23 protein-coding genes are annotated in these 22,790 nt (G+C 71.1%); 12 read left to right on the plus strand and 11 right to left on the minus strand.

All coding sequences use genetic code 11. From position 1 onward, the window contains the following. Nucleotide 1: 1 nt before the first annotated feature. Nucleotides 2-577: a TMEM165/GDT1 family protein gene (locus EV670_RS02990; protein ID WP_130430318.1), complete on the minus strand. Its 576-nt coding sequence runs from the start codon at nucleotides 575-577 to the stop codon at nucleotides 2-4. Then, the gene (locus EV670_RS02995) at nucleotides 574-1,239 is read right to left on the minus strand and encodes a DsbA family protein (RefSeq protein WP_130430319.1); all 666 of its coding nucleotides are present in this window, start codon (nucleotides 1,237-1,239) and stop codon (nucleotides 574-576) included. Before EV670_RS02995 ends, EV670_RS02990 begins: the two co-directional genes overlap by 4 nt. A gap of 168 nt (nucleotides 1,240-1,407) precedes the next feature. On the opposite strand from EV670_RS02995, the gene EV670_RS03000 reads away from it, so the two are divergent. Together EV670_RS03000 and EV670_RS03005 are read left to right on the plus strand one after the other, a co-directional pair. Beyond that, nucleotides 1,408-3,573 carry a protein-disulfide reductase DsbD family protein gene (locus tag EV670_RS03000; RefSeq protein ID WP_130430320.1) on the plus strand — a complete coding sequence of 722 codons (2,166 nt, stop codon included), beginning with the start codon at nucleotides 1,408-1,410 and terminating at the stop codon, nucleotides 3,571-3,573. 34 nt (nucleotides 3,574-3,607) lie between these two features. After that, nucleotides 3,608-4,228 (plus strand): thioredoxin family protein, encoded by a 621-nt coding sequence (locus EV670_RS03005; protein ID WP_130430321.1) that lies wholly within the window; start codon nucleotides 3,608-3,610, stop codon nucleotides 4,226-4,228. 16 nt (nucleotides 4,229-4,244) lie between these two features. On the opposite strand, the gene EV670_RS03010 is transcribed toward EV670_RS03005, so the two are convergent. The 3 genes from EV670_RS03010 to EV670_RS03020 all read right to left on the minus strand — a co-directional run bounded on the left by EV670_RS03010 (nucleotide 4,245) and on the right by EV670_RS03020 (nucleotide 6,509). After that, a complete protein-coding gene (locus EV670_RS03010; RefSeq protein ID WP_130430322.1) occupies nucleotides 4,245-4,883 on the minus strand; it encodes a bacteriocin class II family protein in 639 nt (212 codons plus the stop codon). Between the two features lie 127 nt (nucleotides 4,884-5,010). Further along, nucleotides 5,011-6,045 carry a S1C family serine protease gene (locus EV670_RS03015; protein ID WP_130430323.1) on the minus strand — a complete coding sequence of 345 codons (1,035 nt, stop codon included), beginning with the start codon at nucleotides 6,043-6,045 and terminating at the stop codon, nucleotides 5,011-5,013. 56 nt (nucleotides 6,046-6,101) lie between these two features. Next, a complete protein-coding gene (locus EV670_RS03020; RefSeq protein ID WP_130430324.1) occupies nucleotides 6,102-6,509 on the minus strand; it encodes a TraR/DksA family transcriptional regulator in 408 nt (135 codons plus the stop codon). 209 nt (nucleotides 6,510-6,718) lie between these two features. Here EV670_RS03020 and EV670_RS03025 point away from each other — a divergent pair, with 209 nt between their 5' ends. Both EV670_RS03025 and EV670_RS03030 read left to right on the plus strand, forming a co-directional pair. Further along, the gene (locus EV670_RS03025) at nucleotides 6,719-6,913 is read left to right on the plus strand and encodes a YgaP family membrane protein (RefSeq protein WP_130430325.1); all 195 of its coding nucleotides are present in this window, start codon (nucleotides 6,719-6,721) and stop codon (nucleotides 6,911-6,913) included. 146 nt (nucleotides 6,914-7,059) lie between these two features. Continuing rightward, nucleotides 7,060-7,887: a universal stress protein gene (locus tag EV670_RS03030; RefSeq protein ID WP_130430326.1), complete on the plus strand. Its 828-nt coding sequence runs from the start codon at nucleotides 7,060-7,062 to the stop codon at nucleotides 7,885-7,887. Between the two features lie 148 nt (nucleotides 7,888-8,035). On the opposite strand, the gene hemN is transcribed toward EV670_RS03030, so the two are convergent. Then, nucleotides 8,036-9,433, minus strand: a complete 1,398-nt coding sequence (gene hemN / locus EV670_RS03035) for an oxygen-independent coproporphyrinogen III oxidase (RefSeq protein ID WP_130430327.1) — start codon at nucleotides 9,431-9,433, stop codon at nucleotides 8,036-8,038. 111 nt (nucleotides 9,434-9,544) lie between these two features. Here hemN and EV670_RS03040 point away from each other — a divergent pair, with 111 nt between their 5' ends. From EV670_RS03040 to EV670_RS03055, 4 genes are all read left to right on the plus strand, one after another. Then, on the plus strand, nucleotides 9,545-10,276 hold the full coding sequence (locus tag EV670_RS03040; RefSeq protein WP_130430328.1) for a helix-turn-helix domain-containing protein: 732 nt from the start codon (nucleotides 9,545-9,547) through the stop codon (nucleotides 10,274-10,276). A 27-nt stretch (nucleotides 10,277-10,303) separates the two neighbouring features. Then, entirely contained in the window at nucleotides 10,304-11,659 is a 1,356-nt protein-coding gene (locus tag EV670_RS03045; RefSeq protein WP_130430329.1) for an MBL fold metallo-hydrolase RNA specificity domain-containing protein, read from the plus strand. Continuing rightward, nucleotides 11,652-12,896 (plus strand): MgtC/SapB family protein, encoded by a 1,245-nt coding sequence (locus tag EV670_RS03050; RefSeq protein ID WP_130430330.1) that lies wholly within the window; start codon nucleotides 11,652-11,654, stop codon nucleotides 12,894-12,896. The genes EV670_RS03045 and EV670_RS03050 overlap by 8 nt, the downstream gene beginning before the upstream one ends. A 98-nt stretch (nucleotides 12,897-12,994) precedes the next feature. Beyond that, a complete protein-coding gene (locus tag EV670_RS03055) occupies nucleotides 12,995-13,369 on the plus strand; it encodes a TraR/DksA family transcriptional regulator (RefSeq protein ID WP_130430331.1) in 375 nt (124 codons plus the stop codon). Nucleotides 13,370-13,392: 23 nt separating this feature from the next. On the opposite strand, the gene EV670_RS03060 is transcribed toward EV670_RS03055, so the two are convergent. Next, nucleotides 13,393-14,358 (minus strand): MBL fold metallo-hydrolase, encoded by a 966-nt coding sequence (locus tag EV670_RS03060; RefSeq protein ID WP_130430332.1) that lies wholly within the window; start codon nucleotides 14,356-14,358, stop codon nucleotides 13,393-13,395. A gap of 114 nt (nucleotides 14,359-14,472) precedes the next feature. Here EV670_RS03060 and EV670_RS03065 point away from each other — a divergent pair, with 114 nt between their 5' ends. The 3 genes from EV670_RS03065 to EV670_RS03075 all read left to right on the plus strand — a co-directional run bounded on the left by EV670_RS03065 (nucleotide 14,473) and on the right by EV670_RS03075 (nucleotide 18,572). Then, nucleotides 14,473-15,207: a c-type cytochrome gene (locus EV670_RS03065; RefSeq protein WP_242616812.1), complete on the plus strand. Its 735-nt coding sequence runs from the start codon at nucleotides 14,473-14,475 to the stop codon at nucleotides 15,205-15,207. Beyond that, entirely contained in the window at nucleotides 15,204-16,481 is a 1,278-nt protein-coding gene (locus tag EV670_RS03070) for a cytochrome c (protein ID WP_130430333.1), read from the plus strand. Before EV670_RS03065 ends, EV670_RS03070 begins: the two co-directional genes overlap by 4 nt. Before the next feature lie 342 nt (nucleotides 16,482-16,823). Then, a complete protein-coding gene (locus tag EV670_RS03075) occupies nucleotides 16,824-18,572 on the plus strand; it encodes a DEAD/DEAH box helicase (protein WP_130430334.1) in 1,749 nt (582 codons plus the stop codon). On the opposite strand, the gene rsgA is transcribed toward EV670_RS03075, so the two are convergent. From rsgA to EV670_RS03095, 3 genes are all read right to left on the minus strand, one after another. Further along, nucleotides 18,508-19,479 carry a ribosome small subunit-dependent GTPase A gene (gene rsgA / locus EV670_RS03080; protein WP_242616813.1) on the minus strand — a complete coding sequence of 324 codons (972 nt, stop codon included), beginning with the start codon at nucleotides 19,477-19,479 and terminating at the stop codon, nucleotides 18,508-18,510. The genes EV670_RS03075 and rsgA overlap by 65 nt on opposite strands. Then, a complete protein-coding gene (locus tag EV670_RS03085) occupies nucleotides 19,476-19,796 on the minus strand; it encodes a 4a-hydroxytetrahydrobiopterin dehydratase (protein WP_130430336.1) in 321 nt (106 codons plus the stop codon). The genes rsgA and EV670_RS03085 overlap by 4 nt, the downstream gene beginning before the upstream one ends. Nucleotides 19,797-20,208: 412 nt before the next feature. Next, on the minus strand, nucleotides 20,209-21,501 hold the full coding sequence (locus EV670_RS03095; RefSeq protein ID WP_207224987.1) for a M48 family metallopeptidase: 1,293 nt from the start codon (nucleotides 21,499-21,501) through the stop codon (nucleotides 20,209-20,211). A 52-nt stretch (nucleotides 21,502-21,553) separates the two neighbouring features. On the opposite strand from EV670_RS03095, the gene orn reads away from it, so the two are divergent. Continuing rightward, entirely contained in the window at nucleotides 21,554-22,129 is a 576-nt protein-coding gene (gene orn / locus EV670_RS03100) for an oligoribonuclease (RefSeq protein ID WP_130430337.1), read from the plus strand. A 78-nt stretch (nucleotides 22,130-22,207) separates the two neighbouring features. Here the strand turns inward: orn and EV670_RS03105 are convergent, their stop codons facing one another. Next, on the minus strand, nucleotides 22,208-22,693 hold the full coding sequence (locus tag EV670_RS03105) for a DUF1097 domain-containing protein (protein ID WP_130430338.1): 486 nt from the start codon (nucleotides 22,691-22,693) through the stop codon (nucleotides 22,208-22,210). Nucleotides 22,694-22,790: the final 97 nt, after the last annotated feature.

A 22,790-nucleotide genomic window follows, 5' to 3' on the forward strand; every position in this document is an offset into this window, starting at 1 on the left:
CTCAGCCACCGACGCCGGCCAGCACCAGCACGCCGAGCAGCGCGAACAGCGCCGCCGCGATCCGCCGCACCCAGTGCAGCGGCACGAACTTGACGGCCTTGTCGCCGAGGAAGACCGCCGGCACGTTGGCCAGCAGCATGCCGAGCGTGGTGCCGATCGTCACGCTGAGCATCGAGTCGAACTTCGCGGCCAGCATCACGGTCGCGATCTGGGTCTTGTCGCCCATCTCGGCGAGGAAGAAGGCGACGGTGGTGACGCCGAACACGCCAAGCGCCGAGCCGCGCGGCAGCTCGCCGTCGTCGTCGAGCTCGTCGGGCTTCAGCGCCCACAGCGCTACCGCGAAGAAGCTGGCCGCCAGGGCCCAGCGCAGCCAGTGCGCCGGCATGAGATCCTGGATCACGCTGCCGAGCAGCGCCGCGCCGGCATGGTTGGCCAAGGTTGCGACGAGGATGCCGGCGACGATCGGCCACGGCCGCCGAAAGCGCGCCGCCAGCACCAGCGCCAGCAGTTGAGTCTTGTCGCCGATCTCGCTGACGGCGACGACGCCGGTCGAGACCACCAGGGCCTCGAGGTTCATGCGCCGAACTCGGTCTCGAGTCGGGCCAGCAACTCCTCGGGCGCCAGCCAGCCCTGCGCCAGCAATCGGCCCTGGCCCTCGCGCACCGCCGCCAGCGCCGGAAAGCCGCGGATGCCCAGGCGCTGCGCGGTCACGAAGTCTTCCTGCGTGCGCAGTTGCATCGCGGCATCGGCAAAGGCCGATGCGAAACGCGCACGATCGACGCCGATGCGCTGCGCCACGTCGGCCAGCAGCTCGGCATCGGTGGCGTCGCGGCCCTCGGCGTAGAACGCGACCTGGATCGCATGGAACATCGCCAGCGCCTGCGCCGGCGCGCTGGCCGGATCCTCGGCCAGTGCCAGTTCGCGCACCGTCACCACCGCCCGGCAGGCCGGCTCGGTGGTGTAGACGAAACCCTCGCGCTGCAGCGCGTCGGGCACGAAGAGCTGGCCGCTGCGGCGTGCGACCTCGTCCCAGTGATGCTGCAGCAGGCCGCGCAGGCGCGCGTCGAGCGGCTCGCCCTCGACCCGCAGGCCGCCGAGCACGAGCTCGATCGGCAACTGCGGCCAGCGCGCGTGCACCGCCGCCAGCGAGGGCGCAAAGCCGTAGCACCAGGAGCACAGCGGGTCGGCCACGTAGAGCAGCGACCAGCCGGCGGCGGCGGGGTTCGTGGAGGAAGACATCGGGGCGACAGCTACGTTCTGAAACGAAAAACCCGTGGCAGCGGCGCGGGCGCGGCACGGGGGACAATCAGTGTAATGGCGTCGCGCTGCGCGCCGACTCACCGGCCGGCCGGCTCGCAACCGGCCGGTGCCCGGAACTCCCGGGTCCGATTCGCATTCAGATTGCCCATGTCCTTGAGTTCGCTGTTCTGGCGCCCCTTCGCGGGCCTCGTTCTCGCTGCGCTCGCGCTGTCGGCGCAGGCCGCCGCCACCGATCGCACCGTCGTCAGCACCGAGCAGGTGCGCGCCGAACTGCTGGCCCACGCGCCCGAGGGCGTCGGCCCGGGCAAGCCGGTCTGGCTCGGCCTGCAGATCCAGCATGAACCGCACTGGCACACCTACTGGAAGAACCCGGGCGACTCCGGCCTGCCGACCACGCTGGCCTGGACCCTGCCGACCGGCGTGACGGCCTCGGCGATCGACTGGCCGGCGCCGAGCCGGCTGCCGATCGGCCCGCTGCTGAACCACGGCTACGAGGGCACGGTGCTGCTGCCGGTGGCGCTCACCGTCCCGGCCGACTTCAGCGGCGAGCGGCTCGACGTGAAGCTGCGCGCCGACTGGCTGGTCTGCAAGACCGAGTGCATCCCCGAGTCCGGCGAGTTCAGCCTCAGCCTGCCGACCACGCAGGCGATCGCCGCGCACGGTGCGGCCTTCGAGGCCGCGTTCGCGCGCCGGCCGCAGGTGCTGCCCGCGGCCAGGGCCAGCGCCCGCATCGACGGCGACGCGCTGCTCTGGACGGTCGCCGGCCTGCCCGCATCGGCGCAGGGCCGCGAGGCCGCGTTCTATGCCGAACTGGCCGGCGTCATCGAAACCGCCGCGCCGATCAAGCAGCAATGGCAGGGCGATGCCTGGACCGCGCGCGTGCCGCTGGCCCTGCAGCGCAGCGAGAGCCCGGCGCAGATGGCGGCGTTGCTGCGCTTCGACGACGCCAAGGGCGGCCCCGCCTGGCGCATCGAGGCCAGGGTCGAGGGCGACTGGCCGGCGCTGAAGCCGATCGCGCCGGTGAGCCCGGCGCTGCAGGAGGCGCTCGATCGCAACGCCGGCGCAGCGACGTCGACCCAGCCCGCCAGCGGCTACGCCGGCTTCACCCTGGCGCTGGTCTTCGCGCTGCTCGGCGGCATGTTGCTGAACCTGATGCCCTGCGTGTTCCCGGTGCTCTCGCTCAAGGTGCTGAGCTTTGCCGACCATGCGCACGACCGCCGCTGGCTGGCGATCGGTGGCGTCGCCTACACGGTGGGCGTGATCGCGAGCTTCGTGCTGCTGGCCGGGCTGCTGCTGGCGCTGCGCGCGGCCGGCGAGCAGATCGGCTGGGGCTTCCAGTTGCAGTCGCCCGGCTTCGTCGCCGCGCTGGCGGTGCTGTTCACGCTGATCGGCCTCAACCTGCTCGATGTCTTCGAGGTCGGCTCGGTGCTGCCGGGCAGCGTCGGCGGGCTGCGCGCCCGCCATCCGGCGCTCGACGCCTTCCTCACCGGCGTGCTGGCGGTGGCGATCGCCTCGCCCTGCACCGCGCCGTTCATGGGTGCCGCACTCGGCACCGCGCTGGCGCTGCCGGCCTGGCAGGCGCTGGTGATCTTTGCCGCGCTCGGCCTCGGCATGGCGCTGCCCTACCTCGCGGCGAGCCTGGTGCCGGCGATCGCGCGCGCGCTGCCGCGGCCCGGCGCCTGGATGGCGCGGCTGCGTGCGCTGCTGGCGTTCCCGATGTTTGCGACGGTGGTCTGGCTGGTCTGGGTGCTGGGCCGCCAGGTTGGCGTCGACGGCGCCGCGGCGCTGCTGGCGGTGCTGGTGGCGGTGGGCTTCGCGGCCTGGGCCTTCGGCCCGCGCGGTTTCGGCCCGGCGGCGCGGCTGGGCTTCAGGTCGGCCTCTGCCGCGGGCGTGGTGGCCGCGCTGGCGCTGGCGCTGCCGCTGTGGACCGCGGCTCCGGCTACCGCCGCCGCCACCGGTGCCAGCGGCGCCCGCTGGCAACCCTGGTCGGCCGAGCGCGTGGCCGAGCTCAATGCCCAGGGCAAGCCGGTCTTCGTCGACTTCACCGCCGCCTGGTGCGTGACCTGCCAGTACAACAAGCGCACCACCTTCGCCAACGCCGAGCTGCTGGCCGCCTTTGACGCCAAACAGGTCACGCTGATGCGCGCCGACTGGACCGCGCGCGACGCCGCCATCAGCGCCGAACTCGCGCGCCTGGGCCGCAGCGGGGTGCCCGTCTATGCGTTCTACAAGCCAGGCGCCACGGGTGGCCCGTTGCTGCTGTCCGAGCTTCCAAGCGTGGCCGAGGTGCGTGAGGCGCTCGGCAAGTTGTGATGAACCGTCCTCGAAACCTCAAGGAGCCGTTGCCATGACCTTCAGCAAGTTCGTGTTCGCCCCCGCGTTGATCGCCGCCGCCTGCCTCGCCGGCGGCACCGCGATGGCGGCGGCCACCGTCGGCCAGCCGGCCCCGGCCTTCAGCGTCACCGACACCGGCGGCAAGACCGTGAACCTGGCCGACTACAAGGGCAAGTACGTCGTGATGGAGTGGGTCAACCCCGGCTGCCCCTTCGTCGTCAAGCACTACGGCGCCGCCAACATGCAGGCCACGCAGAAGGACGCCACCGCCAAGGGCGCGGTCTGGCTGACGGTGAGCAGCACCGCGCCGGGCGCGGGCGACTACAAGAAGCCGGCCGAACTCGGCAAGTGGATGCAGCAGCAGGGGGGCGCGCCGACCGCGACGCTGATGGACGACGACGGCAAGGTCGGCCGCGCCTATGGCGCCAAGGCCACGCCGCACACCTTCGTGATCGACCCGCAGGGCAAGCTGATCTACGCCGGCGCGATCGACAGCAAGCCGACCGCGAACCCGGCCGACATCCCGGCCGCGACCAACTACGTCAAGACCGCGCTGGCCGAGGCGATGGCCGGCAAGCCGGTCAGCACGCCCACCACGCAGGCCTACGGCTGCTCGGTGAAGTACTCGAGCTAATCACCGCGATCGGTGCTCAGCGCCGCGGTGGCTCGTCACCGAAGGCGGAGTAAGCCGAGGCCGCGATCGCGCCGATGACGGCGGTGGCTGCTGCCACTGCCGGGCCGCCAAAGATCGCGCCGGCCTGTGCGCCGGTGAGGGCACCACCGATGTCGGCGCAGACGATGCGGATCTGGTAGCGATGTTCCTTCGCGAACTCGAGCGCCTTGAGGCAACTGTTCTTGGCGATGCCGACGATCGCCAGCGCCAGCCGGCTGCTCTTGTCCTTGGCCTTCAGCAGGCGCTCGTGCATCTGGTCCGCAACGCGCTTGATGTCCGACACCGGCTTGTCGGCCTTGAGCATCGCGATGATCTCGGCAATGTCCTTGGCGTCGGCCGGCGTCAGCAACCCGCGCCGTACCAGTTCGTCCAGCAGCTTCTGCAGCGCCGGCGGCGTCGAGAGAGGGGTGTCGCCGATCTGCTTCTTGATGGCGTCCAGTCCGTCGCCATGCGCCTCGCCGGCCTTGTCGGCCGGGAACTCCTCGAGCCTGCGCTTCTGCTTCTCCGGATCGGATGGCTGGCCAAGCGCCGGCAACACCGGCAGCGCGGCGGCGGTGCCGGCGATGGCCGCTGCGAGCATCGCGCGGCGCGGGTGGATGGAGCCGGTGTTGAGCATGGTCTGCCTCCTCGCGGTATGTGGCGAGCAAGCATAGGCAACACGCGAGCCGCGCGCTCTCCTCAGTCGGGTGCTAGCGGGCCGTTCGCGATCGCAACCGGCAGCAGTCTCGGCGACCTGGCGGACCTTAGGGTCGAAGCTCGACCAACCGTCCCGCGCGCAGCACCGTGAAGCTGCTGCCCTCGACGCGGCGCCAAGCCAGCAGGGCGCGCGCGAGGTCGGCGCTGCGGTCGATCGCGCTGCCGTTCATGTTGATGACCACGTCGCCCGCGAGCAGCCCGGCGCGCGCGGCGACGCCGTCCGGCTCGACCTCGTCGATCACCACCCCCAGCGCGTGCAGCCGGCCGGCGGCGAGGGCGGCCGGCGGCGACACGTCGTCGAAGCTCGCGCCGAGCCGAGGCCGGCTCGGTGGCCGGCCCAGGCGCAGTTCCTCGGCGATCTGCATCACGATCTCGATCGGCACCGACAGCCCCATGCCGACGCTGCCGTAGGCGCCGACCAGCATGCGCGTGTTCATGCCGACGACGCGGCCGTTGATGTCGAGCAGCGGTCCGCCCGAACTGCCCGGCGCCATCGCGAGATCGGTCTGGATGAAGAGCAGGCCGGCGTCCTCGGCAAAGTGGCGGTCGGTGCCGCCGACGATGCCGGCCGTGACCGAGCGCGCCAGGCCGTAGGGGTCGCCGACCGCCAGCACCCAGTCGCCCGGGCGCAGCGTGCCCGACTCGCCGCGCGTCGCCGGCTCGGGCAGGCGCAGCGGCACCTTCAGCAGCGCGATGTCCGAGGCCGCATCGGCGCCGACCAGCGTGGCCGCGACGATGCGCTGGTCGGGCAGGCGCACGACGATCTGCGCAGCGTCGGCGACCACATGCGCCGCGGTCACGATCATCCCGTCGGCGCCGACGATGAAGCCGGCACCGATGCTGTCGCCGGCGCGCGCCCCGGCCTCTTCGCCCGCGCGCCGCGTGCTGGCGGCGGCCGGATCGGGACGTGCCACGCCGTAGACGCCGACGGCGAGCGCCAGGCCGCGCTGCAGCGCCGGCGCGAAGCTGATCGGCATCAGGCTGGCGCGGGTCGGCGGCGATGCGGGCTCGGCCGCGCCTGCGAGCGACGCGGCGCCGGCCAGCAGCAACCAGGCCAGCGCCGCCAGCCGCCATGCGGCCACGCGGGTTGCGCGAGAGCGTGGCGGCAAGGGTGGGCCGGCGTCGCCGTCGGAGCCGATCACCGGGGTTCCGAGCTGGTCTCCGGGCGATGCGAGCCGGCTTCGGCGCGGGCCGCGGCCTCGCAGTCGGCGCAGCGCCGCACCTGTGGCCGCAGCAGCAGGCGGTCGGTCTCGATCTCCACGCCGCAGTCCGTGCAGTGGCCAAAGTGGCCATGGGCGAAGCGCTCGATCGCGGCCCGTACCTCGGCCAGCGGCGCCGTGATCTCGGCCGGCGCAGACGCCGGCTCGAGCTCGCCGTCGCCGACGACCGCGCAGCGCCGCCATTGCGGTGCGTGCGACATGTCGATCAGCCGGCGCTCCAGGTCGTGCAGCCGCTGGCGGAGCAGGAAGCGCACGAGCTCGCTGCGTGGCGTCGAGCTGAGCGCCTTGTCCTGGATGCCGGTGGTGGTGCTGGGACTGAATACCATGGCAAGACTCCGGTTCAAGAGGCGGACCCGTCGGCCGGGTCGACCCGCTTGGAACTCTACGCAGCGCCGGCGCCCGATCGTTGCGCCAGATCAAGGCACGCTGCAGGCGGGTCAGCATGGCGCAGGCGATTGCGGCGCGCCTTGATCTGGCGCAATGACGCGTTGCGAGGCGCGGCGCAGCATGGTTCAACCCAAACGCAGGAGTCAGCATGAAGCCCAATGTCGGATCTCTTGACCGCGTCGCTCGCATCGGCGCCGGCTTGGCGCTGATCGCGCTGGCCGCCAGCGGTGTCGTCGGCGTCTGGGGCTACCTGGGCGTGCTGCCACTGGCAACCGGCCTGCTGCGGGTCTGCCCAGGCTACTCGTTGCTGGGCCTGAGCACCTGCGCGACCAAGCCGCGCTGAGGCCGGTCATGACACATGCCCACGCGTGGATCGCCGGGCTGGCGCTGGCACTGCCGCTCGTGGTCGCGGCGGGCTGGCTGCTACTGCGCCTGTGCGTGGCCTGGGTGACGCTCGACTAAGCGAAGTCAATCGAAAGGAGCGACTCCATGAGTGAGTTCAAGTCGATCCTGCTGCACCTCGACGGCAGCGACAACGATCCGCGTTGCGCCCGCGTGGCACGGGCACTGGCGGCGCAGCATGGCGCGCGGCTCAGCGCCCAGTTCGCGGTGATGCCGATCACCAGCCAGTTGCCGGTCGTGATGGGTGGGGCGAGCGCGATCTACCCGCTGATCGAGGAACTGCAGGCGCAGCGCCGGCAACGCGCGCGCGCAATCTTCGAGGACCTGGCCGGTGGTGTGGCACCGACGCGCTGGATCGAGGCGGGCACGGAGCCGCTGATCGAGAGCGTGGTCCGGCAGGCGCTGAGTGCCGATCTGCTGGTCCTGGGTCAGCACAACCCCACCGATCCCAACGGCGGCGGCGTGCCTGCCGATTTCGCCGAGTCGGTGCTGGTCAGCGCCGGCCGTCCGACGCTGGTGGTGCCCTACGCCGGCGAGATCGACGGCGAGCCCGGGCGCGAGCCGCTGGTGGCCTGGAAGCCGGCACGCGAGTCGGCCCGGGCGCTGGTCGCGGCCTTGCCGATGCTGCGCAATGCACGGCGCGTGCACCTGGTCGCCGCACCCGGGGTCAGCCCCGAGCAGCGCAACGAACTGCTCGACTACCTGCGCCTGCACGGCGTGACGGCGCCAGTCGAGCAGCACGGGGCGCTGGCGCGCGATGTCGGCAACGGCCTGCTGTCACTGGCGGCCGACGCCAATGCCGACCTGCTCGTGATGGGCTGCTACGGCCACAGCCGCGCGCGCGAGCTGGTGCTCGGCGGCGCCTCGCGCACGGTGCTGGCGTCGATGACGGTGCCGGTGCTGATGGTGCATTAGCTGGGTCACCCCCGAAGCGCCTTCGGCGCCTCCCCCTCAAGGGGGCGCCGCTGGCGGACCGGCAGAGCCGGATCCGCGGCGGCTGCTGGCTAGGCCGAGTCACGCGCTCGGTGGCGCCACCGAGCGCTGGTCGAGTCGGTCGACGAGCTCAGATGACCCGCGAGAAATGCTCGCGCTTGAGGTCGGTCTGCAGGTAGCGGTCGAAGACCATCGCGATCGCGCGCACGAAGTACCAGCCGAGCGCGGTGACCTGGATCGCGTCGCGCTCGATCTCGACCAGGCCCTCGTCGGCCAACGGCCGCAGGCGCGCCAGCTCGGCGCCGAAGTGATCCTGCACCCGCACCAGGTGCGCCAGTTCCACCGACTCGAAGTCGACCCGGCCCTGGCACATCAGCGCCATGATCACCGTGCGCCGCAGCAGGTCGTCGCGGTTCAGCGCCAGCCCGCGCGCGACCGGAAACTGGTGCTGATTGAGCGCGTCGTAGTACTCCGACAGCGTCTTGCTGTTCTGGCTGTAGCAGGCGCCGATGCGGCCGATCGCCGAGACGCCGAGTCCGACCAGGTCGCAATCGGCATGCGTGCTGTAGCCCTGGAAGTTGCGGTGCAGCCGGCCCTGGCGCTTGGCGACCGCGAGCGGGTCGTCGGGCAGCGCGAAGTGGTCCATGCCCACATGGGCATAGCCCAGGCCGAGAAAGCCGGTCAGCGCGCTGCGCAGCATCGCGACCCGGGCCGCGGCCGGCGGCAGCTCGGCGGCGTGGATGCGGCGCTGCGGCTTGAAGCGCGCCGGCAGGTGCGCGTAGGCGTAGAGCGAGATGCGCTCCGGCCTCAGCCCGCCGACCTGGCCGATGGTGCGCTCGAACGAGGCCTCGGTCTGGCGCGGCAGGCCGTAGATCAGGTCGGCGTTGATCGAGGAAAAACCGATCTCGCGCGCGCGCAGCAGCAGCGCGCGCACCGACTCGAAGGGCTGGACGCGGTGCACTGCCTTCTGTACCTCGGGGTCGAAGTCCTGCACCCCGAAGCTGAGCCGGTTGAAGCCCATGTCGGCCAGGCGTTGCAGGCGGGCGCCGTCGACCGTGCGCGGGTCGACCTCGATCGAGACCTCGGCCTGCGGCTGCAGCCGGAAGGCGCGGTTCAGCGCCAGCATCAGCCGCTCGAGCTCGGCGTCGCTGAGGAAGGTCGGCGAGCCGCCGCCCAGGTGAAGCTGCGACACGGGTTGGGCCGTGCCGAGCGCCTGCACATGCAGCTCGATCTCGCGTTCGAGCGCCGCCAGGTACTCGCGAGCGCGGTCGTGCTGGCGCGTGACGACCTTGTTGCAGGCACAGTAGTAGCAGACCGATTCGCAGAACGGCACGTGCACGTAGATCGACAGCGGCAGTACCCCGCCCACCGGTCCGGCCACGGCGCGGTGCGCCAGCGCCTGCCGGTACTGGGCCGGGCCGAAGGCCTCGACGAAGCGGTCGGCGGTGGGGTAGGAGGTGTAGCGCGGCCCCGGCACGTCAAAACGTGCCAGCAACTGACCGAAGCGGTCGGCGGTTTCGGCGCTCATGCAGCGACTGTGCCGCGGCGGCGAACATCGGTCTTGACGTCGATCAAGCCGAGCCCGGATCGAAGGCGCAGAATCAAAGTTCCGTCATTGCGCGGGTCTGCCGCCAAGTCCATGTCCGCTACCGTTCCGATCGCCGATGCCCTGAAGGTCTCGTGCTCGAGCTGCAACCTGCGCGAGCTGTGCCTGCCGGTGGGGTTGTCGCACGACGATCTGGCGCGGCTCGACGAGCTCAAGCTGGTGCGCAAGGCGGTGCCGCGTGGCGGCGAGCTGTTCCGCTGCGGTGACCGCTTCGAGTCGCTCTACGCGGTGCGCACCGGCTTCTTCAAGACCTGCCTCGGCAGCGAGGACGGTCGTGACCAGGTCACCGGCTTCCAGATGGCGGGCGAACTGCTCGGCCTCGACGGCATCGGCACCGGCGTCCATGGCGTCGACGCGGTGGCGCTCGAGGACTCGCAGGTCTGCGTGATCTCCTACCGCGAGATCGGCGAGCTCGGCCAGCAGTTCCCGCAGCTGCAGCAGCAACTGCATCGCATCCTCAGCCGCGAGATCGTGCGCGACCACGGCGTGATGCTGCTGCTCGGCAGCATGCGCGCCGAGGAACGGCTCGCGGCCTTCCTGCTCAACCTGGCGCAGCGGCTCAAGGCGCGCGGCTTCTCGTCGACCGCGCTGGTGCTGCGCATGACGCGCGAGGAGATCGGCAGCTACCTCGGCCTCAAGCTCGAGACTGTGAGCCGCACCTTCTCGAAGTTCCAGGAGGAGGGCCTGCTCGCGGTGAAGCAGCGCGACATCCGCATCCTCGACGAGGCGGGGCTGCAGCGGCTGGTCAACGGCGCCGGCTGCTAGTCAGACTCTTCGGCAGCGGAAGCTGCGATGAAGATCAGTTTCCTCGGCGCCGCCGACAGCGTCACCGGCTCGCGCCATCTGGTCGAGACCGGCGGCGCCCGCGTGCTGCTCGACTGCGGCCTGTTCCAGGGCTTCAAGACCCTGCGCGAACGCAACTGGGCGCCGCTGCCGGTGGCGCCGGACTCGATCGACGCGGTGGTGCTGAGCCACGCCCACCTCGACCACAGCGGCTGGTTGCCGCGCCTGGTGCGCGAGGGCTTTCGCGGCCCGATCCATGCCTCGCCGGCCACGCGCGACCTGGCCGAGGTGCTGCTGCTCGACAGCGCCCACTTGCAGGAAGAAGACGCGCGTCGCGCCAACCGCGGCGGCTGGACGCGCCACGCGCCGGCGCTGCCGCTCTACACCAGCGCCGATGCGCGGCGCGCGATCGCCAGGATCGTGCCGGTGGCGACCGGGCGCAGCGTGCGCATCGGCGAGGTCGAGGTCTCGATGTCGCCGGCCGGCCACCTGCTCGGCGCGATGGCGCTGAGGCTGCAGGCCGGCGGCAGAAGCCTGGTGTTCTCGGGCGATCTCGGCCGCGCCGACGACCTGCTGATGCCGCCGCCGCAGCCGCTGGCGCAGGCCGACGTGCTGCTGGTCGAGTCGACCTACGGCAACCGGCGCCATCCGCAGGACGACGTACAGGCCCGGCTCGGTGCCATCGTGCGCGCCACGATTCGCCGCGGCGGCAGCGTGCTGCTGCCCTCGTTCGCGGTCGGCCGCGCGCAGGCGCTGCTGCTGGTGCTGCAGCGGCTCAAGGCGGCGGGCGAGATTCCGCAGGAGCTGCCGATCTACCTCGACAGCCCGATGGCGAGCACCGCGACCGCGCTCTACCAGCGCCACGCGAAGTTGCTGCGCATCCCCAAGCGCGAGGCCGCCGGCCTCTGCGAGGGCGTCACGCTGGTCGGCAAGGCCACCGAGTCGCAGCGCCTGACGCGCTCGCGCTGGCCCAGCGTGATCATCTCGGCCAGCGGCATGGCCACTGGCGGCCGGGTGCTGCACCACCTCAAGGCGATGGCGCCGAACCCGCGCCACCACATCGTGTTCCCCGGCTTCCAGGTTGCCGGCAGCCGCGGCGCGCACCTGGTGGGGGGCGCGCGCGAGGTCAAGATCCACGGCGAGTACGTCGCGGTCAAGGCCGAGGTCAGCCATCTCGAGGGCTTCTCCGGCCACGCCGATGCCGACGGACTGATGGCCTGGCTGCGCGGGTTCCATGCCGCGCCGGCGCATTGCTTCGTGGTCCACGGCGAGCCCGACGCGGCCGACACGCTGCGCCTGCGCATCCAGGACGAGCTGGGCTGGTCGGTCTCGGTGCCCGAGCACCGCGCCAGCGTCGATGTCTGAGTTGCAGGCGGCCTGGGTCGGCCTGGCCGTGGCGCTCGGTTGCGGCCTGCTGATCGGCATCGAGCGCGAGCGCCGCAAGGGCCAGGGCGACGACCGTGCCGCCGCCGGCGTGCGCAGCTTCGCCGTCGCCGCGCTTGCCGGCGCGCTGGCGCAGTCGCTCGCATCGCCATGGCTGGTGGCGGTTGGCGCGCTGCTGGTGGCCGCGCTGGGCGTCGTGGCCTACCTGCGCAGCCGTTCGCGCGATCCGGGCATCACGACCGAACTCGCGCTGTTCTGCACCTACCTGGTCGGCGTGCTGTCGGCACAGGCGCCAGCGCTCGGCGCCGCCTGTGGCGTCGTGCTCGCGGTGTTGCTGTCGGCGCGCCGGCGCCTGCACCGCTTTGCCACCGAATGGCTGAGCGAGCAGGAACTGCACGACGCGCTGCTGCTGGCGGCGCTGGCGCTGGTCGTGCTGCCGTTGATCCCGCCCGGGCCGGCGCCGTGGCTGGGCGGCATGGCGCCGCGTCCGCTGCTGGCGATGGTGCTGCTGATCCTCGGCCTGCAGGCGGCCGGCCATGTGGCGCTGCGTGCCTTCGGGCCGCGCGCCGGCGCGGCGCTGTCGGGCTTTGCCGGCGGCTTCGTCTCGAGCACCGCGACGGTGGCTTCGTGCGGCGCGCGGGTCCGCGCCGACCCGGCCCAGGCCCGGGCGCTGGCCGGCAGCGCCGGGTTGTCGGGCGTGGCGACCTGGCTGCAGGCCCTGTTGATGACTGCTGCGCTGGCGCCGGCGGCTGCCGCGGCGCTGGCGCCGGTGGTGGTGGCGGCGGTCGTCGCCAGCCTCGCGTGCAGCCTGCTGTTCTGGCGTTCGGGCGCCGCCGCCGGGCCGTCGCCGGCGGCCGCCAGCGGTAGCGCGCTGCGGCCGCGCGAGGCGCTCGCGGTGGCGCTGCTGCTGCTGGGTGTGTCGGCCGTCGTCGGCCTGGCTCACGAGCATTTCGGCGACGCCGGGCTCTGGCTCGGCGTGGCCACTGCCGCGCTGGCCGACGCGCATGCGCCGGTCGTCTCGCTGGCCTCGTTGCAGGCCGCCGGCCGGCTCGACGGCGGCCAGTTCGTGTCCGGCGTGCTGCTGGCGATCGGCGTCAACACGCTGACGCGGCTCGGCGTGGCCCTGGTCAGTGGCGGCCCGCGCTTTGCACTGCGCGTCGGCTGGGTGCTGTGCGGCGGCCTGGCTGCCGCCTGGGGCGCCCGCCACTGGTTGTCCTGAACGCTCGCCGCGTGCGCACTTCTTGCGCCGCGTCAACGCGGCGGCGGCGCGGGTGCCAACAATGCTTGCTGCAGGCCTTGCCTGGCAAGGAGAACGCGATGGCAGAAGAGTTCGTGGGTGCCGACGCGACGCCGGTGTTGCGGCAGTTGCTCGAGCGGCAGGCGGCCGCGTTGCGCCAGCGCCTGCGTCACCTGGACGAGAGCGGACTCGCGCGCGTCGACGAGGAGCCGCGCGAGGTGCTCGATCGCAAGGACGAGGCCGCGCTCGATCTGGCCCATGCGGTCGATGGCGCCGAGGCGCATCGAGACGCGGTCGCGCTGTGCGCGATCGAGGCCGCGCTCAGGCGCGTCGAGCGTGGCGACTACGGTCGCTGCGCCGATTGCGGTGAAGCGATCGCGCTCGCGCGGCTGCAGATCGAGCCCGCGGCGGAGCGTTGCACGCCCTGCCAGCAGGCGCGCGAAGCCCGGCGCTAGGCGCCACCACCACGACCGCCTGATCAGCCGCGCGCGCCGCGGTCGAGCCAGACGCCCAGGCCCTGGGCGTTGAGCTCGACGTCGATCGCGATCAACTCGGCGATCTCGGCCTGCTTGCGCCCCGGGTCGAGCCAGTGCCAGCGATCGCTGAACAGCGCCTCGACGCTGCGCTTGAGCGCCGCGTGGCGCTCGGGGGCTGCGATCAGCTCGCGCGCCCCGGCCGCCATCGTGTCGGCCTGCTCCAGCAGCAGTGCGGCCAGGCGCTTGACCTCGGCCTCGCTGCCGCCGATGCGGCCGCAATGGGTCGGGTACATCCAGACCGGCGCCTGCTCCAGCATGCGTTGCACCGAACGATGCAGCGCCTCGGGCTCGAACTGCACCGGGGTGCTGGTCGGAAAGATGTAGCGGCCGCCGGGCGCGTCGCATTCCGGGTACGAGATGCCGAAGGTGTCGCCGGTGAACCAGCCGCGGCTGGCGCCGTCCCAGATGCAATGGTGGTGGCGCGCGTGGCCGGGGCTGTCGATCAGCAGCAGCTCGCGCTCGCCCAGGCGGATGCGCTGACCGTCGCTGCTGGTCTGCACGCGCTCGGAGGCGATCGGCTGGATCTGGCCATAGATGCGCGCTACCTCGTCGGCGCCGTAGACCGCGCTGGCGCCGGCGACCAGCGCGCCCGGGTCGATCAGGTGCGGCGCGCCGCGCGGATGAGCCAGCAGCGTGGCATGCGGCAGCTGCTGCATCAGCAGGCCGGCGCCGCCGGCGTGGTCGAGATGCACGTGGGTCGGGATCACCCAGTCGACCGCATCGCGCGCAAGGCCGAGCCAGTCGAGTGCGGCCAGCAGGTTCGGCACCGAGCTGTTGAGCCCGGTGTCGATGAAGGCGGCGCGGCCGGCGTCGACCATCAGGTAGGCGACATCGAAATGCGGTCGCACGAAGCCGGTGTCGATGGCAAAGATGCCGTGCGAGAGCGGGGCGATGAAGTCGGGCGTCATGGCGGCGGACGAAGGGGCAATGCCGGATTGTGGGCGGCACCGCGCGGCGCGTCCGATACTGCGCCGCTGCAGCCAACGCGGCGGCGGGTCGCCCGGGCCGCCGCCGACCCGACGATGTCCCGCTCGCTCCCGATCTCCGCTCTCCGCACTCTCGCGCTGCCGCTCATGCTGCTGCTGGGCGCGGCGGCCGCGCAAGCTGCGCCGCCGCGCTTCGAGGACAGCATGGCCCAGCGCCTGCAGGCCTGCACCGGCTGCCATGGCGAGCAGGGGCGCGCGACACCCGACGGCTACTACCCGCGCATCGCCGGCAAGCCGGCCGGCTACCTCTATCGGCAACTGCTGGACTTTCGCGACGGCCGCCGCCATAACGCGCCGATGGCTGCGCTGCTGGCTCCGCTGTCGGACCAGTACCTCCGCGAGATTGCCGGGCACTTCGCCGGCCTCGACCTGCCGCATGCGCCGCCGCAGCCGGCCAGCGTCAGCGCCGAGGTGCTGGCGCGTGGTCGGCGGCTGGCGCTGCAGGGCGATCCGGCGCTCGGGCTGCCGGCCTGTGCCGGCTGCCACGGCCAGGCGCTGACCGGCACCGCGCCCGACGTCCCCGGCCTGCTCGGCCTGCCGCGCGACTACCTGAACGCCCAGCTCGGCGCCTGGCGCCTCGGCCGGCGCAACGCCCGCGCGCCCGACTGCATGGCGCGCATCGCCACCGCGCTGGCGCCGGCGGACATCGGCGCGCTGTCGCAGTGGCTGGCCTCGCAGCCGGTGCCGGCGCACGCGCGGCCGGCGCCGGCGCTGCCCGGCCCGCTGCCCGAGCCCTGCGGCAGCGTCGACACGCAGGGAGCCGCGCGATGAGCCGGCAACGGTGGGCTGTCGCCGGCGGACTCGGCACCCTGTTGCTCGTCGCGCTGCTGGCGTTGGTGGTCTGGCAGTTGAACCGGCTCGACGAGGCACCGCCGCCGGCTGTGCCGGTGGCCGACCTGGCGACCCAGCGCGAACGCGGTGCCTACCTGGCGCGGGCCGGCAACTGCGCGGGCTGCCACACCGTCGCCGGCGGCGTGCCCTACGCCGGCGGGCGCGGCATCGAGACGCCGTTTGGCACCGTCTTCGCGCCCAACCTGACGCCGCATGCCACCACCGGGCTCGGCGACTGGAGCAGCGAGGACTTCTGGCGCGCGCTGCACAACGGGCGAGGCCGCGATGGCCGCCTGCTGACGCCGGCCTTTCCCTATCCCAACTTCAGCCGCGTCACGCGCGCGGACGCGGATGCGCTGTTCGCCTACCTGCAGGGCCTGGCGCCGGTGGACCAGCCGCGGCGCCCGCACGAGCTGCGCTTTCCCTACGACTCGCAGGCCGCGCTGGCCGTCTGGCGCGCGCTCTACTTTCGTCCCGCGGTGCACGCCGAGGATCCGCGCCAGGATGCCGAGTGGAACCGTGGCGTCTACCTGGTCGAGGGCCTCGGTCATTGCAGCGCCTGCCACGCGCCGCGCAACGCGCTCGGAGCCAGCGGCGAGCAGCTTGGCGGCGGGCTGATGCCGATGCGCGACTGGTACGCGCCCGCGCTGGACGCGGCGCACGAGGCCGGTGTCGCCGGATGGCCGCGCGCGCAGGTCGTCGAGCTGCTCAGGACCGGGCGCACCGAACTGGCCTCGGCCAGCGGCCCGATGGCCGAGGTCGTCCGCGGCAGCACCCAGCACCTGAGTGATGCCGACCTGGGCGCGATGGCGCTGTACCTGCAGCGGCTGCCGCAGCAGCCGGTGCCCGTGGCCGCCGCGAGTTCGAAGGCCCCGCCGGTCAACGTGCGCGGCGAACGGCTCTACGCCAAGCATTGCGCCGACTGCCATGGCGAGGCCGGCGAGGGCGTGCCGGGCGCCTACCCGGCGCTGGCCGGCAATCGGGCGCTGCTGCTCGATCCGCCGGCCAACCCGGTGCGCATCGTGCTCGGCGGCGGTTTCGCGCCGGCGACCGCCGGCAATCCGCGGCCCTATGGCATGCCGCCCTTTGCCGCGGTCCTGGCCGACGACGAGGTCGCCGATCTGCTGAGCTACACCCGCAACGCCTGGGGCAACTCGGCCCCGCCGGTCACGCCGCTCGAAGTGCACCGGCTGCGCGACCGGGCGCTGCGTTGAGCGCCCGATCCCTAAGGGTTATTCGGGAGGGCACTCCAGGACGCAAACGGCGGTCATGCAATAATTGCGGTCTGCGTTAAGAACAACGCCTGCCTGAAGCGGATTGCCGCGCAGGCAACGAGTGCATCGTATAGCCCTACCTGAGCCCGCGCTGGCGGTCTCGATGAGCGGCCCGACACACACCCCGACCACCTACCGGTGGCTCAGGTGACCGGGCCCGCAGCCGGATCGAAATTCGATCCGATGCCGTCCAGGGGTCATCCGATGTTTGGATCCCCGCCGTGGAGACACACCACGGTCAAGACGGAACCGCCCGAATCTGAAAGGGCGGTCTGCTTTGCCATGACGACGAGCTTCGACGAGGCCCTGGGCCTGCCTGTTTCCGAAACCATTTCTGCTGCCGACGCGAGTGCCAATCTCGCCGCGCTCAGCGCCGCCGTGCGTGCCGATGTGGCGCCCACGGTTGTTACCGACACCGAAGTCGCAGCACCTGCTGCTGCTGCTACCACCGAACCCGCACCCGCCAACGGCTTTGCCGTGCTCGGACTGATCGAGCCGCTGCTGGCCTCGGTCGCATCGCTTGGCTTCACCAGCCCGACCCCGGTCCAGGCCGAGGCCGTGCCGGCCGCGCTGGCCGGTGGCGACTGGATGGTCAGCGCCCAGACCGGCAGCGGCAAGACTGCCGCCTTCCTGCTGCCGGTGCTGCAGCGCCTGCTCGACGCGCCGGTGGTTGAAGAAGCCCGCATCAGCACCCCGCGTGCGATCGTGCTGTGCCCGACCCGCGAACTCGCTCAGCAGGTGGCCGAAGACGCCATCAACCTGATGCGCGGCGTGGTGATCTCGCTCAAGAACGCCGGCAAGAACGACCCCTACAAGATGGCCGCCCGCGGCCTGCGCATCGCCAGCGTGGTTGGCGGCGTGCCCTACGGCAAGCAGATCTTCGACCTGCGCGGCGCGCAGCTCGTGATCGCGACCCCGGGCCGCCTGCTCGACCTGCAGGACCGCGGCCAGATCCGTCTGGATGCCGTGCAATGCCTGGTGGTCGACGAAGCCGACCGCATGCTCGACCTCGGCTTTGCCGACGACCTGGCGGCGATCCACGACCACACCTCGGCGCGCGAAAGCACCCAGATGTTCTCGGCCACCTTCGCGCCGCGCATCATGGCGCTGGCCGCCCGCGTCATGCGCGAGCCGCAGCGCCTGGCGCTGGCCAACGCCGGCGACAAGCACGCCGACATCACGCAGACGCTGCACTGGGCCGACAACATCGCCCACAAGGGCAAGCTGCTCGAGCATTGGCTGCGCGACGCCTCGCTGGTCCAGGCCGTGGTCTTTGCCAGCACCCAGGTCGACACCGAGACGATCGCCGAGACGCTGCAGCAGAACGGCCACGCTGCCGTCGCGCTGCACGGTGCGATGCCGCAAGCCACGCGCAACCGTCGCCTGCAGAACCTGCGCGACGGCCGCATCCGCATCCTGGTCGCGACCGACGTTGCCGCGCGCGGCATCGACGTGCCGAGCATCAGCCACGTCATCAACTTCGGCCTGCCGATGAAGGCCGAGGACTACGTGCACCGCATCGGCCGCACCGGTCGTGCCGGCCGCAGCGGCCAGGCGATCACGATCGCCGAGCATCGCGAGCGTCACAAGATCCGCGCGATCGAGCAGTACACGCGCCAGCCGCTGCAGGCCAGCGAGATCGAAGGTCTCGAGCCCAAGGCGCAACCGGTGCGTCCGAGCAAGCCGATGCCGGGCAGCCGTCATCCGGGCCGCAACAGCTTTGGCGCCAACAAGCCGCGTGGCGGCTTCGGTGGCGGTGATCGCGAGCAGGGCTTCGCGCCGCGCCGTGACGAGGGCTTCCACGCCCCGCGTCGCGACGAAGGCTTCGCGCCGGCCCGTCCGGCACGCAACGACGGCGGCTTTGCGGCCCACGGTCGCAACGACGGTGGCTTTGCGCCGCGTCGTGACGAAGGTGGCTTCGCGCCGCGCCGCGAACACGGCTTCGGCGGCGACAACCGCCGCGGTCCTAATACCGGCTTTGACCGAGCTCCTGGTGGAGCTCCGCGTAAATTCGGTAGCGGCTCGCGCTGATCTGCCCGCGCTTGGCGGCGGCGATGACGCCGCAGCCCGGTTCGTGCAGGTGGCTGCAGTTGTAGAACTTGCAGTCGCCCGCGTGCTCGCCGATGTCGGGCATCAACGCGGGCAGTTGCGCCGGCTCCAGCTGGCGTAAGCCAAATTCCTGAAACCCTGGTGAATCGATCAGCGCGGTGCGCTGGTCGAAGCCGGGGTTTCCCGCTTCTGCATCACGCTCACCGAGCCAGTACCAGAGCGTGCTGGTCGTCGTGTGGCGGCCCGAGTTGAGCGCCTGCGAAATCTCGCCCACCTGCGCCCGCGCGCCCGGCGCCAGCGCGTTGACCAGCGTGCTCTTGCCGGCGCCCGAGGGACCGAGCACCAGCGTCGCGCGGCCGGCCATGCGCGAATCGAGCTGCGCGCGCCAACTGGCGGCATCCTTCTTCAGCGTGCCCTCGAGCACCGTGTAGCCCATTGCCACGTAGGGCGCGAGCCGCTCGCGCTGCGCTTGCGCGCCGGGCAGGTCGGTCTTGTTGAGCGCGATGCAGATGTCGAGGTTGACCGACTCGGCCGCGATCAGCGCGCGCGCCAGCTGGCTCTCGCTGAACACTGGCTCGACCGCGATCCAGATCAGCAGCAGGTCCAGGTTGGCGGCAAAGCTCTTGGTCTTGAACTCGTCCTGGCGGTAGAGCAGGTTGCGGCGCGGCTCGATCTTCTCGATCACGCCCTCGTCCACATCGCCGGCCTCGGCGCCGCGCGCACCCTCGTGCGTCGGCCGCCAGTGGACCCGGTCGCCGACCACCGCCTCGCTCTTCTTGCCGCGCGCGGTGCAGGGCAGGCGCTTGCCCTCGGGTGTCTCGACGATGCAGTGGCGGCCGTGGTTGGCGACGACCAACCCGATGTCGGTCGCAGCGCTATGCGTGGTCACGCACCGAGCGCATCGAGCTGCGCCGCGCAGATGAAGTCATTCAGCGAGATGCCGCCGACCGAGTGCGTGTTGAAGCGCACCACGCAGCGGTCGTAGTGCACCGAGAGGTCGGGGTGATGGTCCTCGCGATTGGCGATCCAGGCCAGCGCGTTCACGAAGGCGATGGTTTGCAGGTAGTTCGCGAAGCGGTAGGTCTTCTCGATGGCGCCGTCGTTGAGCGCCCAGCCGACGACTTTCGCAAGGTGGGCATCGATCTCGTCCTGACTCATCGGCGCGTGGCCTTCGAGCGGGCGGCAGTGTTGGTCTCGGAGGTTCATCGTTAGAGCCTAGTCGCGGCCAAAGGCTGTCGACTGAAGTGGTTATGCGTCAAGTTCGATCCTCCTGGCCTGCTCAAGCCAGTCTGCGAACCACTCGCTTGGAACTCGAACATCTTCGAACGAAAGAGTGCGAAGCTGTTCAAGGGAGTACGTATTCGCAAGGAAGAGGTCCCACTGCGTCTCAACGTCCGTCAGGATTGGCAGCAAGCGCTCTACTTCTGGCGAAGCATCCACGTCTATATATTCGCACCAGTACGCGTCACACCACTCGGCGATCTGCTTGTGAGAGTACGGGGACGCATCAGGGGCAGCCCCCCACGCGAGTACCTGCATCGCCGACTCCAAGGAGAATGGCAGAGGAACTGGGGGGCTTTGACTCACAGCAGCAAGCGTTCTGCCTTCTAGCGTGTCGCTAGGCCGCATCCGGCAACGCATTCATCGCCTTCAACCGCTCAATCGCCGGCGGATGCGAGTAATAAAAACGCACATACAGCCGATCCGGCGTCAGCGTCGACGCGTTGTCCTCGTACAGCTTCAGCAGCGCCGCCGACAGCTCCTGCGCGCTGGTCTGCGCGCTGGCGTAGGCATCGGCCTCGTATTCCTGTTTGCGGGAGAGTGCGGCAAACAGCGGCGAGACAAAGAACATGAATACCGGCCCGGCCAGCATGAACAGCAGCAGCGCCAGCGCATCGTTCGGCGCGTCGAGCGCCGGCACCGCGCCGAGGCCGAGGTAGAACCAGAACTGCTGCGCCAGCCAGCCGATCAGCCAGAAGCCAAGGCCCGAGAGCGCGAACATCGCGACGATGCGCTTGAGCACATGGCGATGCTTGAAGTGGCCCAGTTCGTGCGCCAGCACCGCCTCGACCTCGGGCACCGTCAGCTTGCTCAGCAGCGTGTCGAAGAACACCACCCGCTTGGCCGGGCCCAGGCCGGTGAAGTAGGCGTTGGCATGGGCCGAGCGGCGGCTGCCGTCCATTACGAAAAAGCCCTTGGCGGCAAAGCCGCAGCGCGCCATCAGCGCCTCGACGCTGGCCTTGAGCGATTCGTCCTCGAGCGGCTTGAACTTGTTGAACAGCGGCGCGATGACGGTGGGGTAGAGCACCAGCACCAGCAGGTTGAAGGCGATCCACGCCAGCCAGGCCCAGAGCCACCAGAGCGGGCCGGTGCTGCCCATCAGCCACAGGATCAGCGCGGCGATCGGAAGCCCGAGCAGCACGCCGACCAGCAGCCCCTTGGCCTGGTCGGCCAGCCACAGGCCCGGGCTCGTGCGGTTGAAACCATGCGCCTGTTCGAGCCTGAAAGTGCTCCAGGCCTCGAGCGGCAGGTCGATCAACGCCGAGATCAGCGCGAAGGCGCCGAGCAGTGCCAGCTGATAGCCGAGCGGGCCGAGCGCCGGCAGCGTGGTGTTGCGCAGCCAGACGTTGAGCGCTTCGAGCCCGCCGAGCATCGTCCAGCCCAGCAGCACGGCGGTGCCGATGGCGGTGCTGACCAGCCCGAAGCGCAGCTTGGCGATCGTGTAGTCGGCCGCGCGCTGGTGGGCGGCGAGGCTGACGAAGCCGGCAAAGGCGGCCGGTACCGCGTCGCGATGGCGCGCCACGTGGCGGATCTGGCGGCTCGCGAGCCAGAACTTGATGGCCAGCGAGGCCACGAGACAGGCCGCGAACAGCAGGCTCAGCGCCTGCGCGGCCAGGGAGAGGTTTTGCATGGGGGCTCAGTGTACGGTTCGCCGACAATCGCAGGCTTCAGGAAGGATCACCATGACCGTTGCCGAAGCCATCCCGCCCGTGCTCAAGAAGAGCGACCAGAACCTGGTCTGGATCGACCTCGAGATGACCGGCCTCGACCCTGTGAATGACCGCATCATCGAGATCGCGGTGGTCGTGACCGATCCGCAGCTCACGCTGCGCATCGAAGGCCCGGTGTTCGCGATCCACCAGAGCGACGCGGTGCTCGACGGCATGGACGCCTGGAACAAGGGCACCCACGGCCGCAGCGGGCTGATCGAGCGGGTCAAGGCCTCGACCGTCTCCGAGGCGCAGGCCGAGGCGGCGACGATCGAGTTTCTGGCCCAGTACGTGGGCAAGCGCATCTCGCCGATGTGCGGCAACACGATCTGCCAGGACCGCCGCTTCCTGGCCAAGGACATGCCGCTGCTGGAAGCCTTCTTCCACTACCGCAACCTCGATGTCTCGACGCTCAAGGAACTCGGCAAGCGCTGGAAGCCGCAGGTGATGGATGGCTTCAAGAAGCGCCAGGCGCATACCGCGCTGGCCGACATCCACGAATCGATCGACGAGTTGATCTACTACCGCGAGCACCTGCTCGCGTTGTAGTTGTCGCTGTGGCCGGCTGCGGCCGCGCGATCGAGGCGGCGCCGGAGCCGGCGCCGCCCGAGTCGCTGGAGCCCGTGCTCAGCTCTTCTTGGCGAGCTTGCCGGCGAGGGTCTCCGAGGCCCAGCCGAAGCCGGCGCCAAGGATGATCGAGCCGATGGTCGGCAGCAGCGCGTCGAGCGGGGCGGTGCCCTTGAGCAGGATCAGCCCGGCCACCGACGCGAAGCCGTAGACGCAGGCCGGGATCGTCGAGAGGATCGGCAGGTGTGCCGCCAGCACGATCACCGCGGCGCCGATGCCTACCGCGACCGGCGCGGCGAGTCCGCCGAGCGCGCCGAGCTGGCCCGCGAGCATCACCGACAGCGCGCCGACCAGCGCGCCGAAGCTCATGCAGACCACCGTCTTGGTCGCGCTCTCGGGCTTGCCGCCGCAATGGAAATAGCAGGCCCAGGCAATGAAGGCCTGCCAGATCTGGAAGTTCAGTGCCGCCAGCGGCCCCAGGAACACCCAGGTCGCCACCACCGCCAGCAGGCCGATGGAAATGGTCAGTGCAATCAGCATGCTCATCTCTTGTCTCCTCGTTGTTGGACAGGATTCCACGGCCAGCCTTCGTGGGGCGTGGCCGGTACACACTTCTGCGGCGCTGGTGCGCGCCGCGGCGGTA

The sequence above is a fragment of the Rivibacter subsaxonicus genome (assembly GCF_004217215.1).
In the GTDB taxonomy this organism is placed as follows: Bacteria; Pseudomonadota; Gammaproteobacteria; order Burkholderiales; family Burkholderiaceae_C; genus Rivibacter; species Rivibacter subsaxonicus.

Coding starts and splice junctions, on each gene's coding strand:
- orn (WP_130430337.1), top strand. CDS start 21,554: ATGACCGTTGCCGAAGCCATCCCGCCCGTGCTCAAGAAGAGCGACCAG.
- EV670_RS03025 (WP_130430325.1), top strand. CDS start 6,719: ATGAAGCCCAATGTCGGATCTCTTGACCGCGTCGCTCGCATCGGCGCC.
- EV670_RS03060 (WP_130430332.1), bottom strand. CDS start 14,358: ATGACGCCCGACTTCATCGCCCCGCTCTCGCACGGCATCTTTGCCATC.
- EV670_RS03050 (WP_130430330.1), top strand. CDS start 11,652: ATGTCTGAGTTGCAGGCGGCCTGGGTCGGCCTGGCCGTGGCGCTCGGT.
- EV670_RS03075 (WP_130430334.1), top strand. CDS start 16,824: ATGACGACGAGCTTCGACGAGGCCCTGGGCCTGCCTGTTTCCGAAACC.
- EV670_RS02995 (WP_130430319.1), bottom strand. CDS start 1,239: ATGTCTTCCTCCACGAACCCCGCCGCCGCCGGCTGGTCGCTGCTCTAC.
- EV670_RS03030 (WP_130430326.1), top strand. CDS start 7,060: ATGAGTGAGTTCAAGTCGATCCTGCTGCACCTCGACGGCAGCGACAAC.
- EV670_RS03070 (WP_130430333.1), top strand. CDS start 15,204: ATGAGCCGGCAACGGTGGGCTGTCGCCGGCGGACTCGGCACCCTGTTG.
- EV670_RS03020 (WP_130430324.1), bottom strand. CDS start 6,509: ATGGTATTCAGTCCCAGCACCACCACCGGCATCCAGGACAAGGCGCTC.
- EV670_RS03055 (WP_130430331.1), top strand. CDS start 12,995: ATGGCAGAAGAGTTCGTGGGTGCCGACGCGACGCCGGTGTTGCGGCAG.
- EV670_RS03095 (WP_207224987.1), bottom strand. CDS start 21,501: ATGCAAAACCTCTCCCTGGCCGCGCAGGCGCTGAGCCTGCTGTTCGCG.
- EV670_RS02990 (WP_130430318.1), bottom strand. CDS start 577: ATGAACCTCGAGGCCCTGGTGGTCTCGACCGGCGTCGTCGCCGTCAGC.
- EV670_RS03065 (WP_242616812.1), top strand. CDS start 14,473: ATGTCCCGCTCGCTCCCGATCTCCGCTCTCCGCACTCTCGCGCTGCCG.
- EV670_RS03105 (WP_130430338.1), bottom strand. CDS start 22,693: ATGAGCATGCTGATTGCACTGACCATTTCCATCGGCCTGCTGGCGGTG.
- hemN (WP_130430327.1), bottom strand. CDS start 9,433: ATGAGCGCCGAAACCGCCGACCGCTTCGGTCAGTTGCTGGCACGTTTT.
- EV670_RS03010 (WP_130430322.1), bottom strand. CDS start 4,883: ATGCTCAACACCGGCTCCATCCACCCGCGCCGCGCGATGCTCGCAGCG.
- EV670_RS03085 (WP_130430336.1), bottom strand. CDS start 19,796: ATGAACCTCCGAGACCAACACTGCCGCCCGCTCGAAGGCCACGCGCCG.
- EV670_RS03045 (WP_130430329.1), top strand. CDS start 10,304: ATGAAGATCAGTTTCCTCGGCGCCGCCGACAGCGTCACCGGCTCGCGC.
- EV670_RS03040 (WP_130430328.1), top strand. CDS start 9,545: ATGTCCGCTACCGTTCCGATCGCCGATGCCCTGAAGGTCTCGTGCTCG.
- EV670_RS03000 (WP_130430320.1), top strand. CDS start 1,408: ATGTCCTTGAGTTCGCTGTTCTGGCGCCCCTTCGCGGGCCTCGTTCTC.
- EV670_RS03005 (WP_130430321.1), top strand. CDS start 3,608: ATGACCTTCAGCAAGTTCGTGTTCGCCCCCGCGTTGATCGCCGCCGCC.